20 protein-coding genes are annotated in these 12,100 nt (G+C 46.0%); 9 read left to right on the top strand and 11 right to left on the bottom strand.

Features of this window, described 5'->3' with window-relative positions:
• Positions 1 to 3: 3 nt before the first annotated feature.
• The 10 genes from HGT73_RS05320 to HGT73_RS05275 all read right to left on the bottom strand — a co-directional run bounded on the left by HGT73_RS05320 (position 4) and on the right by HGT73_RS05275 (position 5,847).
• A complete protein-coding gene (locus tag HGT73_RS05320; protein ID WP_244968463.1) occupies positions 4 to 282 on the bottom strand; it encodes a hypothetical protein in 279 nt (92 codons plus the stop codon).
• 12 nt (positions 283 to 294) lie between these two features.
• A complete protein-coding gene (locus tag HGT73_RS05315; protein WP_214212623.1) occupies positions 295 to 684 on the bottom strand; it encodes a hypothetical protein in 390 nt (129 codons plus the stop codon).
• A 66-nt stretch (positions 685 to 750) separates the two neighbouring features.
• Positions 751 to 1,026 (bottom strand): hypothetical protein, encoded by a 276-nt coding sequence (locus tag HGT73_RS05310; protein ID WP_214212622.1) that lies wholly within the window; start codon positions 1,024 to 1,026, stop codon positions 751 to 753.
• A gap of 56 nt (positions 1,027 to 1,082) precedes the next feature.
• Complete coding sequence (locus HGT73_RS05305) at positions 1,083 to 1,658, bottom strand: recombination protein NinG (protein WP_214212621.1); 576 nt, start codon at positions 1,656 to 1,658, stop codon at positions 1,083 to 1,085.
• On the bottom strand, positions 1,655 to 2,059 hold the full coding sequence (locus HGT73_RS05300) for a recombination protein NinB (RefSeq protein WP_214212729.1): 405 nt from the start codon (positions 2,057 to 2,059) through the stop codon (positions 1,655 to 1,657). Before HGT73_RS05300 ends, HGT73_RS05305 begins: the two co-directional genes overlap by 4 nt.
• Positions 2,060 to 2,118: 59 nt before the next feature.
• Entirely contained in the window at positions 2,119 to 3,450 is a 1,332-nt protein-coding gene (locus HGT73_RS05295; protein WP_455431229.1) for a DNA cytosine methyltransferase, read from the bottom strand.
• 54 nt (positions 3,451 to 3,504) lie between these two features.
• Entirely contained in the window at positions 3,505 to 4,191 is a 687-nt protein-coding gene (locus tag HGT73_RS05290) for a replication protein P (protein ID WP_214212620.1), read from the bottom strand.
• Complete coding sequence (locus HGT73_RS05285) at positions 4,188 to 5,168, bottom strand: replication protein (protein WP_244968462.1); 981 nt, start codon at positions 5,166 to 5,168, stop codon at positions 4,188 to 4,190. The genes HGT73_RS05290 and HGT73_RS05285 overlap by 4 nt, the downstream gene beginning before the upstream one ends.
• Before the next feature lie 62 nt (positions 5,169 to 5,230).
• Positions 5,231 to 5,527, bottom strand: coding sequence for a CII family transcriptional regulator (locus tag HGT73_RS05280; RefSeq protein ID WP_214212619.1), 297 nt, complete (start codon positions 5,525 to 5,527; stop codon positions 5,231 to 5,233).
• 107 nt (positions 5,528 to 5,634) lie between these two features.
• The gene (locus HGT73_RS05275; protein WP_214212618.1) at positions 5,635 to 5,847 is read right to left on the bottom strand and encodes a helix-turn-helix transcriptional regulator; all 213 of its coding nucleotides are present in this window, start codon (positions 5,845 to 5,847) and stop codon (positions 5,635 to 5,637) included.
• A gap of 107 nt (positions 5,848 to 5,954) precedes the next feature.
• On the opposite strand from HGT73_RS05275, the gene HGT73_RS05270 reads away from it, so the two are divergent.
• The 3 genes from HGT73_RS05270 to HGT73_RS05260 all read left to right on the top strand — a co-directional run bounded on the left by HGT73_RS05270 (position 5,955) and on the right by HGT73_RS05260 (position 8,387).
• On the top strand, positions 5,955 to 6,614 hold the full coding sequence (locus HGT73_RS05270; protein WP_214212726.1) for a LexA family protein: 660 nt from the start codon (positions 5,955 to 5,957) through the stop codon (positions 6,612 to 6,614).
• 124 nt (positions 6,615 to 6,738) lie between these two features.
• Positions 6,739 to 7,878 (top strand): ImmA/IrrE family metallo-endopeptidase, encoded by a 1,140-nt coding sequence (locus HGT73_RS05265; protein WP_214212617.1) that lies wholly within the window; start codon positions 6,739 to 6,741, stop codon positions 7,876 to 7,878.
• Entirely contained in the window at positions 7,875 to 8,387 is a 513-nt protein-coding gene (locus HGT73_RS05260; protein ID WP_214212616.1) for a DUF4411 family protein, read from the top strand. The genes HGT73_RS05265 and HGT73_RS05260 overlap by 4 nt, the downstream gene beginning before the upstream one ends.
• On the opposite strand, the gene HGT73_RS05255 is transcribed toward HGT73_RS05260, so the two are convergent.
• On the bottom strand, positions 8,380 to 8,637 hold the full coding sequence (locus tag HGT73_RS05255) for a hypothetical protein (RefSeq protein ID WP_214212615.1): 258 nt from the start codon (positions 8,635 to 8,637) through the stop codon (positions 8,380 to 8,382). The genes HGT73_RS05260 and HGT73_RS05255 overlap by 8 nt on opposite strands.
• Before the next feature lie 198 nt (positions 8,638 to 8,835).
• Between HGT73_RS05255 and HGT73_RS05250 the strand changes: the two genes are divergently transcribed.
• The 6 genes from HGT73_RS05250 (at position 8,836) to HGT73_RS05225 (ending at position 12,050) form a co-directional block, all read left to right on the top strand.
• Complete coding sequence (locus HGT73_RS05250; RefSeq protein WP_214212614.1) at positions 8,836 to 9,090, top strand: transcriptional antitermination N peptide; 255 nt, start codon at positions 8,836 to 8,838, stop codon at positions 9,088 to 9,090.
• A 152-nt stretch (positions 9,091 to 9,242) separates the two neighbouring features.
• Positions 9,243 to 9,605: a hypothetical protein gene (locus tag HGT73_RS05245; RefSeq protein ID WP_214212613.1), complete on the top strand. Its 363-nt coding sequence runs from the start codon at positions 9,243 to 9,245 to the stop codon at positions 9,603 to 9,605.
• A 166-nt stretch (positions 9,606 to 9,771) separates the two neighbouring features.
• On the top strand, positions 9,772 to 9,927 hold the full coding sequence (locus HGT73_RS05240) for a hypothetical protein (RefSeq protein ID WP_214212612.1): 156 nt from the start codon (positions 9,772 to 9,774) through the stop codon (positions 9,925 to 9,927).
• A gap of 112 nt (positions 9,928 to 10,039) precedes the next feature.
• Complete coding sequence (locus HGT73_RS05235) at positions 10,040 to 10,360, top strand: hypothetical protein (RefSeq protein ID WP_214212611.1); 321 nt, start codon at positions 10,040 to 10,042, stop codon at positions 10,358 to 10,360.
• Positions 10,360 to 11,178, top strand: coding sequence for a PD-(D/E)XK nuclease-like domain-containing protein (locus HGT73_RS05230; protein ID WP_214212610.1), 819 nt, complete (start codon positions 10,360 to 10,362; stop codon positions 11,176 to 11,178). The genes HGT73_RS05235 and HGT73_RS05230 overlap by 1 nt, the downstream gene beginning before the upstream one ends.
• Positions 11,175 to 12,050: a RecT family recombinase gene (locus HGT73_RS05225; protein ID WP_214212609.1), complete on the top strand. Its 876-nt coding sequence runs from the start codon at positions 11,175 to 11,177 to the stop codon at positions 12,048 to 12,050. Before HGT73_RS05230 ends, HGT73_RS05225 begins: the two co-directional genes overlap by 4 nt.
• The last annotated feature ends 50 nt before the right edge of the window (positions 12,051 to 12,100 follow it).

Here is a 12,100-nt window from a genome sequence, read left to right as displayed (position 1 = left end):
CGCTTATGCCCCTAACGTTCTTTTCTTCTGAGCAGCCTGCGCCCCCGATGCCAGCAGGGAGCCGCCCGAGTCATCGGCACCTGACGCGCCCGATGCCAGTAAAGACGATCCCTGTTTACGTTTTCGACGTGCTGCTGCATCGGCATTGGCCGACTTAGCTGCCGCATTGGCCGCCGCATCCGCTTCAGCCTGTGGGTCGGTCTGTTGAACATCCGGGGTTTTGTCTTTCTTGAAGAGTCCCAACGGGTCCAGCACTTTGTTGACATCAAGTCCTCCGCACATAGCGATTCCTCCTTAGCCTGGGATATGCCAGCCGCGCTCAGTTAGTACGGGCGCACCCGTTACGGGCTGACGCTTACCTTCGTCATTGGTCACCCTGTCAGAACCTGAGGCTATTGTTACGACGGTCGCTTGTTTAACGAGATTGATGAAATCAAGGTTGTCAGTCAGTGCGCTGCCGTGATCGTCAATAAAGCCCAGTGCTTCAAAACGAGCGATGATGTCAGTGGCTTGTGGATGTAGAGTGGACAGTAATTGATTACGAGCTGCTATATCGGGAGTAACGTCAGGGGTTGCCTCGACGGATTGATTTGTTTCCGTATCGGATGTGTCGGGGATCTGCTCTGGTTCAACAGCTGCAGGCTCTTGACCGGGAACTTCAATTGGTTTTTGTGCACGTGCCATGTGTATGCTCCTGTGTTATGTGAGCATAGAGTGTCCTCTTTCCTCTCGGTCAGAATCCTGACCAAATCACGGTGTGGGCGCTCGACGATGCCATCCATACACGAAGCGTTTCGATATCACTACCACCGGTAGCTCTGGTCGCTCGTGATGAGTGACATAGCACCAGAAATTAATGAGTGCCTCACCTGTGTGATGGTTAGGCGCAGCGCCCTGCTTCCAACCGATGATGGCTGATTTGGACACGTCCAGTTCTTTGGCGATCGCCTGCAAGGGAATACCTTTGCGGGTGATGTCGGTGATCACACGGAACCAGTCGATTTTTACCGTAGCGATAGTGGGCATAGGGATCTCCTAAACGCGCGCGCGCGTGAATAAAGATAGCGAGTGTGTATGCTTGGTCATGGTTGCCCCCTTTCTGAGTTAAGTGTTCTGATTTTCTGCCTGTAATGCGCTCTGAGCGCTTCAAGCTCTTCTCTGGTGTATCGATATGCCTGGTTATTACTTTCAAGCGCCTGGACTCGCTCAGTACCAATTTTCGCTAGCAGATTGATATGATAGGGGCCAAGGTTGCCGGATTGATGCGTATTGCAGGCTGCGCACTGCGAATGGCAGTTATCCTCATTGAAGCGTAATTGCTTAGCCGCAGCTGTTGTTCTGTAATGACCTGCGTGGTAACTCGATGCGGTGGTACTGCCACAACTGATACAGACATTCCCATCCCTTGCCCGTATGTAGTCATTGAATACACGCTGAGTCATGTTTACCCAATGGCTTAAGGGTTTAACGTCTGCTCGTCTTTGTCGGTGTTTTTTCCGTTCAGCAAGTGCCCGCTTTTCAGCAAGTTTTGCTGACTGAGCTTTACTGTATTGGATGGCACAGGAGATTGAGCAGACGGTTTGGGTTGTACTGTGAGGGATGAATTGTTCTTTGCAGGTTTTACAGGTCTTAGGTTTTCTAAGTCCTTTTATTTTCACTGTTCTTGTTTCCTCTGAAGCTCTCTGTATTCGCTATGTTCTGGAATGGTCAGCAGACACCCGATGTTTTGCGCCCATCCCTCGACTTTCGACAAGTAGTTATGCATACCACCTGTATCGAGTTTTGATGTTTGCCTGAGTATCTGAACCGTCGTTTTCTCACCGGTTATCACGTCCACTCTCTCAGTGGTTTCATATCCGAGATAGGTGTGTTTTAACGCATCTTTCACCCATTTAGGCGTAGCAAAATCTTTACCGCGCTTGATTAAGTAGCGGCTGATTTCTCCGTACCACATATGGCTGAGTGAGTTTTGTGAAAGGCTTCTGCGTTCTCGCCATGGCTCAATTTTGAGTCGGTAGCAATCACCTGACTGGAGGACTTCTGAGAGTTGCTGGCCTATGGCCTGAAAGTTGGATTTGTGTAACCGGAGTCCGTCTTTGGGATGTTCATCATCTTCCCCTAACTATTAGCGTTACACAGTTGCTGATGGATTCGCTCGCCAATCCATCTCATGACCGGTACTGCCATACTGTTTCCTATCGCTTTATAGCGTGGGCCATCCGGGCAATTGACCGCATCAGCATTACGCCAGTGAATTTGCGTCCAGTTAGCCGGGAACCCTTGCAGGCGTTCACATTCAACCGGCATCAGACGACGCACGACAAGATTGCCATAAGCGACACCATGACGATCAGTTGCCGTCAGACATGGTGAAATGTTATGGGTGGGTTCTAAGGAATTACCACCATTCTCAGGAGCACGACCAATCCAGTTCCCCGGTATCCCATAGACAATAGTATTCTCCTGTCCCTGATTGCGGCCTATAGTATGCGCAAACTCAGCATTAACATCAGGATCTTGTGTTCCATGTATGGCAAAGGTTTCAACATCAAAATCGATCCTATATCCATGAGCCGTTAGGCAAGTAGACACATCAATCTCTCCTGAGCAATTGCCACCACCAAAGGTCGCTATCAAATGTCCTGCTTGTGCCTGATTGTCGTCTGCGCCACATGTTCCAACGCCACTTGCAGTAAGGGTGGCAACTGCCTCCCCCGATTCTCTGCTCGGCGCAATATCCCGGCGCATGCCGTCGGACTCAAGTAGTACCTTTGTGGGATCGAAGTCGTTTCTAGCACTTGCGACAACGAACACACGGCGGCGGCGTTGGGCCACTCCGAAGTATTGGGCATTAAGGATTCGCCAGGCCACTTTGCGCTTTGGTCCAATAATACAACCAGACTGCGACCACTTTGGAATGTGGCCACTGGTTTTGGCATTCCACCGCCAGAACGGGTTATTTTTTCCCGCATCAGGTGGGTGACCTGGTTCAAATGCTTCATCTTCTCCAGCCAGGGCAGCGATGAAGCAGCCGAAAGCATTGTCTGAACTGCTGAGCACTCCTGGGACATTTTCCCAGACGATAACTGCTGGTTCTTCTCCACGTTCGATGCGCTTATTGTCGATTGCATTTGCTAACTCCACGAATGAAAGGGTTAATTGGCCACGGGCATCTGATAGCCCATCGCGTAGACCTGCAATGCTAAATGCCTGGCAGGGGGTGCCTCCGACCAGAATATCGGGTGCCGCTACATGTCCTGATTTGATGCTATTGGCGATTTGTGTCATGTCGCCTAAGTTGGGCGTGTTTGGATAACGCTGAGCGAGTAATTCAGCAGGGAACTTTTCGATTTCTGCCAGCCACGATGCTGACCAGCCTAAGGCGCCCCAGGCGACTGTTACTGCTTCGATACCTGAGCAAACTGAACCGTATGAAATTTGCCTGTGCATATCTTCCTCTCCAAAATTCAGGCGTAAAAAAACCGCGTTCAGCGGCGTCGTGTTTCATCCCCTGCGCAATCCAAACCTTCGCCGAATTTGTGCAATGTGGGATTTCGCAGTTTCCTTGGTTGACGGGATATGCAGTACGGGAATTTGCTTACGTGGCGCGGGGATCGTTTCATCGGCATTCAATCGCTGAACCATCGAGTGGAGCTGCTTACGGCAACGCTTTTTCAATTCGGCTTCACTGAGATTTAGCGCCCGCATTTGGTCATAGAGCGTTGTCACCATCCAGTATTCAGCGTTACTCTGCCAGGGGTAATTCTCTGCGCAGTCATACAGCCCTCGCTGAGAGCAATATTTCATGACGATAAGATATAACTCCTCTTCGTTCGGCAGTCCTGCAGTGCGGAATTCCTCCTGATGGCACCAGCTGATGAACTGACCTGGCGACGGTAAGAAAGGGACTTCTTGCTGACGGGCGATCTTCATCCCAGCGTTGACTTGTCCGATGCTGTAGATGCCATTTTCTACGAACGCCATGACCCATTGACGTCGTAATTCGTCTAAATCTTCTTGAGTTTTGATGGACATCATCAGTGCAGGAAAGGCTGCTTTGAGTTGACGAAACAGCTCATTGAATACCTGCACAGCCTGCTGACTGACTGGTTTTTTGGGTGGCTCAGGTGTGGCCATAGCGGCTAATGCTTTCCCATCTCGTCGTGCAATTGCGGCATTTAGATTTCTCATATCTCGAGTCCCTCTGCCCAGTCGTGGTTATTAAAATCAATTGCCGGTCGGGTAGTGCTTCCCCCTCGCCCCGATCGCTGCTTGTCGCGTTGGATGCTCAGTTGTGTCCACTTGTCACGAAGCTTGGCAGGACACAACACATTCCCCTGCCAGAAGCTGTCCTGACATGCCCACTTGAATAACTCACAGATTTCCCGATGGTCGCGACCATCCCGTTCTCGCATCATTCGGATATCGTTTGCCCAGATGGCAAAGTTGGGTGTTTTGGCAGAACCTGAAATGAGTCTGACCTGGGCAAATAACCATTCGGCAGCTCGTAGGTCTTCCGCTGTTCCCCATTTCTTGCCGTGTTGAATGGCTGCTTCAGGACGACGTTCAGATAATTCATTTGGGGGTATGTCAGAGGATTCGACAGAATTCTCGGACGTATTATTTATATTATTGTTTATACATTGTTGTTCATGATGCGCGGGGTAATGCGCGGCTATGTGCGCGGCACCTACCTCTGAACCCTTGGTATCACTGGATTTGTTATGCGCGAGGTTATGCGCGGGTAAATCGGTCATTTTTTGGTTATATTCGGAATAATTCAGGAGGGTAATAACCGTCCCTTTGCGGTGTTCGGTATGAACAGAAATCATCCCCTCTTTCACAAATATCGCTAGCATTCTTTTCACTGCATGGCGACTCGTTGGCTCCCCCTCTCGATTACAGAGATTGGCTCCCAAGTCCTCAAGCGTAGTGACAAGTTGACCAGTAAGCAGCTGCCAATGACAACCTCTGAAATTCACCGTCCGTGGCTCTTTCTGTGCCGCAAAAAGTAAGTCCTGCCATAGCGTTCTGAGATACACATCTTTCCGCCATGAATGTTTTAAGATGCTCCGGTACATCGGCACAAAACCTGATTTTTGGTTTTCCATCCGATTACTCCTGAGATGACGCTCAGCGTTAAAATCATAGAGGGTTGCAGTTGCCATAGCGCCCCCTGTGACGGTTTACACGATCAGTGTTTTTGGTCATACTTACCTCGTTGATATGGTTAGAAATCAATTATGAGTTGTGCAGGAACCTCGGCGGCTACCGAGGTTTTTTTATTACCTATTGCCAGATAAGCACACTGAATTGCTCTACCGATCGGACTCACCTCTAGTGCCATTTTTGCAATGCAAAACACCGTGGCAATATCCCGCCAATTCAGTCTACTCACCTTCGATTCATGCCAGCCTGCAAGGTCGGCAAAACGTCTGCCCGTTATCTGTGATAGAGCGATAAGCAGGTCTGTTTCGGTACGGTCGATCTCCCGCTGTGTGGGTTTGCTGTAACTTGCATGTTCCATTTGCTTTAATCCTTGTGTGTTGAGTTGAGCTTTCAGCTGATAGCTGAATGCTTAGAATTGGTTCCCCACATTTCGGCAGGGGCGCAGATTATTAAAGAACGGTGTTACTAAGCGGCAGTAGGTGGGACAAGGTCATCGAAGGAAACTGAAATCCCTTTTTGATTCAGCACTTCAATAATTTTTCGACACTTATCGATGCTTAATTCTCTACGACCGTTTTCGTAGTGGCAGATAGCACCCGCAGTTTTAAGCCCGATTGCAGAAGCTAGTTCACCTTGAGTCATGCCCAGCCGCTCACGGATGTTTCGTAGGTTGTTCATGATTTCCTCCTTTGAACAAATTCAGTATACGTTTCGTATTTATCACAGACAAGTTAAATATACATTTTGTGTCTCGTTTATATTTATACGAATTGTATTATTTAGGGATGAATATGAAATGGTATGAAGTGGCCAAGATCCGCATGAAGGAATTGGACATTAATCAAGAGAAGTTGGCCGAGCATCTGGATATGACTAAGGGTGCGATTAGCCATTGGCTGAATGCTAGGAGAGAGCCAAGCCTAGATGACATAGCAAAGATAATGAAATATCTAGGCTTCAGTGAGTTTGTAGTAAACCATGACGGAACTATCTCCACTGCTGGCGGCAATGAAAATGTCAGCAACTTAATCCCATACAAGCCGGGTAAAGAATACCCTGTGCTCAGCTCCGTCCAGGCGGGATGTTGGGCTGAAGCTATCGAAGCCTACACCTTAGACGAAATAAGCGAATGGCTTGAGTCTGACGCACATATTCAGGGCGATGCTTTCTGGCTCAAGGTTGAAGGTGACTCAATGACAGCGCCGACGGGACAGAGTGTGCCAGAAGGTAACTACGTTCTGTTTGATACTGCCAAGGAAGCGATGAATGGCAGCTTAGTGATCGCCAAGCTCACTGACTCGAATGAAGCCACGTTCAAGAAGCTAATCATTGATGCTGGCCAGAAGTATTTAAAGGGATTGAATCCAGCGTGGCCAATGGTTCCGGTTAACGGGAACTGTAAGATTATCGGCGTAGCTGTAGAAGCTAAAATGCGGTTTTTGTGATAGTAAAATGCTTAATCTAGTTCCGTTGTTAACACTCAAATGGTAGATAAAATTATTGACGGTGTATTACATATGCACAACAATGAAATGAGTGCTTTTAGGTATTTTAACTTAGGTGATAAGTATGGCAGCGATTGAATATCAGTTGTCTAGAAAGATGATTGATTGGATAGCTAACTCCCAAGGAATTTCTCTTGAAACCCTTGCGGATAAAGTCATGCCTAAAAAACATAACAAGTTTTTTGAGGGGGTTGTGAACAAATCTGGAGCGGAAAAGCTAGCCAAGATCGGAGGTATTCCATTTGGATTTCTTTTTCTTGATACCCCTCCCGCGAATGTTAAACCTAAAATACCAGATCTTCGACAATCTGTTGACAGTATAGCTTTAAGTCGTAACTTCTTTGATGTATATCATGACATAGAGTACAAGCTTGATTGGTATAAAGATTATCTGAAAGAAATTGGTAGAGATGAACCTCTAAACTTTATAGGTAAATTTAAATTTACTAATAATTTAAGCCATGAAGATGTAGCTAATGACATCGTAGAAACTATAAGATTTAATGTTTCTGATGAAATAAAGAACGTCACCGTTGATAGCTATTTTTCTAGAGCTTCTAAGCTCATCGAGAATGTAGGCATTTTAGTTTTTAAGAATGGAGTGGTCGGCAATAATAACTCTAGGAAGTTGAATACTGACGAATTTAGAGGCTTTTGCATATCCGATGCCATAGCTCCTATTATTTTTGTAAATGGATCTGATGCAATGTCCGCTCAGGTTTTCACTTTATTTCATGAAATTGCACATCTTTGGCTGGGTGTTGATGGTGTTTCCGGATGGGATACAGAAAAGAGAATAGAGGCCTTCTGTAATAAGGTGTCTGCAGAGATACTTATGCCCAAAAATCGTTTTTTACTCGCATGGGAGCAAGCTTCCAGCGATAACGATTACTACAGAGTTAAAGAAGTATCCAGAGCTTTCAAGGTCAGTGATTATGCAGGATGTGTAAGAGCTGTGCAATTGAAGCTTGTTGAAGGCAGTTTACTCGCCAAGATTAAGAGTGAAGCTGATAATAAAAAAAATAGAGAATCCAGTGGTGGCTCCTTTTTTAACACCATGCCAGTACGTAATAGTCATAAGTTAACAAATATAATAGTATCAAAGGCTATGTCTCAGCAGCTACCTCTACGAGAGGCTGGAGTACTACTGAACGTTAAAGCTGATACTATCGTTGAATATCATAAAAACCGAGAATCTTTATGAGTGGCAATGGTAAGTTCTTAATTGATAGTAACGTATTTATTGAAGCAAAAAACTTCGCCTATAATTTTGACTACTGCAAAATTTTCTGGGATTTTTTAATTGCCCTACATAATCGTGGTGTGGTCTATAGTATAAATGCTGTAAAAAAAGAACTTTGTGTAAAGAAAGATCCTCTTTACCACTGGGTAAATAATGAACTTCCAAGTAGCTTCTTTGAAAATGAAATCAGCTCTATCTCCAACTACTCGAAACTGATGAATTGGGCTAATACTTTAGATGTTCACGTTAAAGCTAAGGTAGATTTTGCTAGTACAGAGAAAGCCGACGCTTTTCTCATAGCTCATGCCATGACTCATGATTTTACAATCATAACTCATGAAAAACCTTCTGGCGGTATGCCAAAAAAGAGAATTATGATTCCCGATGCTGCCGCAATTCATGGAGTAAAAACCCTCACCCTATACGAATTTCTACCAAGCTTTGCAGCAAATAATTTCTCAATCAAATAAGAATATCCCGCTCCGGCGGGATTTTTTTCGCCCCTACCCCACCTAGCGCACCATCCATCCCTAATACTTCGCCGGTATATACAGCTTTATTTCGTCTGTGAAAATAAATATCGTTAAAAATCATACGCATTGTATTTTCACGCCAAACAAGTATACAAAATGTATTGAATACTATGAATACATTTTGTATATTTAATCCATCGAGACGAAACATCGATGCGGTAAACAGATTACCTACCGCGCCAGACAAGAGTCTGGCTGCTCATTAATAACTAGGCTGGTATGCCGCGAGGTGTACACCAAAACGCAGTTGGTTTTGGGATTGAATGGATTCGCAGGCTGATGCGAACGGTGATGAATAAGTGTCCACACAGACTCCTCATTACTTCTGCAATACCGGGGATCAGCGCCGGTCATTCAATCACCAAAACTAATTACGGAGGTAATCATGAACGCAAAAAAACGCTGCAAGCTGCGCCGAATTGAACGCCGCAAGTTAGAACGTGAACAATTAGCCGCTGAGAACCGATTAGAGCAACATATCGAGTCGATTATGACTGGTTGCTCAGGTCGAGTTAGTAAAGCTCTTAACGGCACTCTGACGCTGCGAGATAGAGGCAGTGAGTCAAGTTCCCAATGCCTGCCAGAAGTCGGAATATTTTTCGCAGGTCATCGTAAATCAGTTTCAGTGAGTGCGAGGTAAGTTTTTGAATAGCTAGCTACTCACTCCATACCCTTACCAGACAAGGGTTTCGATAGAAAATGAATAGCTTTATGAATAGGTAAATTAACTATTCAGTAATACCGGATAATCGGACAAGTCGCCCAGAGCGGCTTTTTTTATGGGAGTACATAATGACTGAAAGTAGTAAAAGCACTGAAACTGAAATTCATAAAGTTAATGATGATTGGAGTATTTACGGGGAGATTAAGGAGGGTGTGCTCACTGAGCTATTAAAAACTTCAGTCGAACTTATTTCATCATCTAAGAAAAACTTTGAATCGGGAGCAATATATGGTTCATCAAAGCGAATACTACAGGGGCAGATACAAAAGATAGCATCAAACATTGTGATGTTAATTGCAAATAGATCGACTGGCGGAGAGTGTTTCCTCGGTGAAAGACAAGAGTCGCCACCTATATCAGAATTAAAAGACGATATCTTAGATTCTGTTTGCATTATGTACAGCAACAGGTTTGACCTGATATTGAAGTAATCCCCTATAGCTCATTTTAGAGTGTGCTATGTGGGTAGTACTGCCCGCAGAACAGTTAATGAGAGCATCTTACTCTAATCAAATTTGAAAAAACCACGCCCTTCCTTCACGAAGGGCTTTTTTATGCGCGTTATACAAGCGTCCATTTTTTTAAGCGGACGATGGTATGACAACAGCACTTAACGGAGTATCGCCAATGAGAACGTTCATCGGCGGCGTCATTGGCGCTGCTTATAAGCTATTGAAATCTTTCTACACCACGCAATTAGACCGTATTCAGCAATTAATTAATGACTCGACAAGACCGGAGGCATACGCGTGAAAATCTCACTGACTCGCCAATATGTCACGCTTTACTTAAAGGGTGAATTCAGGATTTACCGTCGCTCTTTTTTAGGCTTTACCACTCTCATAAAGGATTTATGGAGGTCACAATGAACATTCAGGAAGTGCATGAATTCAAAAAAATCGTCGCGGTACTTCGCTCCGGCGATAACCAGATGGAAAATGAGCTGATTAAGCAACGCATTGATGAAGTTATCCATCCACTCAAGTCCAACCCCCTTTTCAATGTCTTATTCGCGTTAAACGAAACCGAAAACACCAAACGCGCCCTTGAGTACCTGCTCGATTATGACGTGGAGACACAAGAGCAAGGTGAGGATGCTCTTTTCAAGTTAGTGGAATCACGGGTGATAGCTGAACGTGCCTATGAAATCTATAACTACAAACAAGACTACTGGGGGATCGCCTGATGAAGCCTGGGATATATCACGACATATCCAATAGTGCTTATCACAGCGGTCCGGGCATAAGTAAATCTCAACTGGATGATATCGCGATCAGCCCGGCCATTTATCAGTGGCGCAAGAGTGCGCCTATTGATGAAGAGAAAACTGCCGCACTGGATATGGGGACCGCCCTACACTGCCTTTTGCTTGAACCAGAAATATTCAGTCAACGGTTCGAGATTGGACCCGACGTCAACCGCCGTACCACCGCTGGGCGTGAAGAGGAGCAACAATTCTTTGAGCGTTGTAAGCGTGAGGGAATAACCCCAATAACCCATGACGACGACAGGAAATTGAAACTCATGCGGGATAGCGCTATGGCTCACACCGGAGCGCGCTGGCTGCTCGAGGCTGAAGGGTGTTGTGAGAGTTCTATTTACTGGCGGGATGAAGAAACAGAGGAGCTATGCCGAATAAGGCCGGATAAATTTCTCAATGCTCAACCAGTCATCGCAGACGTTAAAAAGGTCGCAGACATGGAGCGATTCAGTCGCCACGTCGAAGAGTTTCGGTATCACGTTCAGGATGCGATGTATCGTGAAGGATATCTGAAACAGTTCGGCGAATACCCCCTATTCGTCTTTATTGCGGTGAGTGAAACCATCAACTGTGGTCGCTACCCGGTGCGAGTTTTCGAGTTAGAAACCGAAGATGTCGAGGCCGGTTATCGCGAATTTCGCAGGAACCTAACCACTTATCACGAATGCGTAGCTACCGGAAACTGGGGCGGCGTAGAGAAATTAGCTCGCCCTGAGTGGGCCAGACGGAGAGATCAATTATGAGTAATGAAATCGTACAAGCTAACGAGGCTGAGACTAAATCAGCAATATTCAGTCCTACAGGATTGCAAAAGCTACAAGCTTTCGCTGAGGTTATGGCTCAAGGTGTATCAACGGTGCCAAAACATCTTGCTGGGAATCCTGCTGACTGCTTAGCGGTTGCTCTCCAGGCGGCACAGTGGGGAATGAATCCCTACGCAGTGGCACAGAAAACGCATTTAGTTAACGGTACTTTAGGTTACGAAGCTCAACTAGTTAACGCTGTGGTGACTAGTTCAACGGCAGTGCAGGGTCGATTCAAGTACGAATATGAAGGCGACTGGCAGAAGTTTAAGCCCGGTCCTGCGAACGCGAGTAACGAGCGCGGCCTATGTGTTCGTGTCGGTGCGGTTCTTCGTGGTGAAACGGAAATTACCTGGGGAGAATGGCTACATCTTGAATTCATTACTACTCGTAACTCACCGTTATGGAAGACCGCTCCAAAACAGCAAATCGCTTACTTAGCGGTGAAGTATTGGGCCCGACTCTACACTCCCGACGTAATCTTGGGCGTGTACACACCTGACGAATTTGAAGCTACCAATAAAATTGAGCGTGATATCACCCCGGCTCGCTCCGGTAATGACCTGAATAATCTTATTAATGCTAAGAAAGAGCCCGACCCGGTTAAGAGTGATAACTCTAGCAAGGAAGTTAGAACTCCCGAGCAAATATTGGAGGCATTTAAGGACGCCGCGATGAAAGCGAAAAATCAAGCTGAACTGGATAAAGCCTACCGATACGCCGCTAGGGCTCTAGCAGAATCAGACGGGTTATTGAGCTACGCTACAGATATTTATGAATTAAGAAGCGAGGATTTTACCATTGATAACTAATCATTCGTTCTGAAATATATTAGCCTGTGTTATGTTTTTGCTCGAGTGGC

Origin of the sequence: Rosenbergiella australiborealis (assembly GCF_018494035.1) — a bacterium.
Classification (GTDB): Bacteria; Pseudomonadota; Gammaproteobacteria; order Enterobacterales; family Enterobacteriaceae; genus Rosenbergiella; species Rosenbergiella australiborealis.
This window is presented reverse-complemented; position numbering and strand designations above follow the sequence as displayed.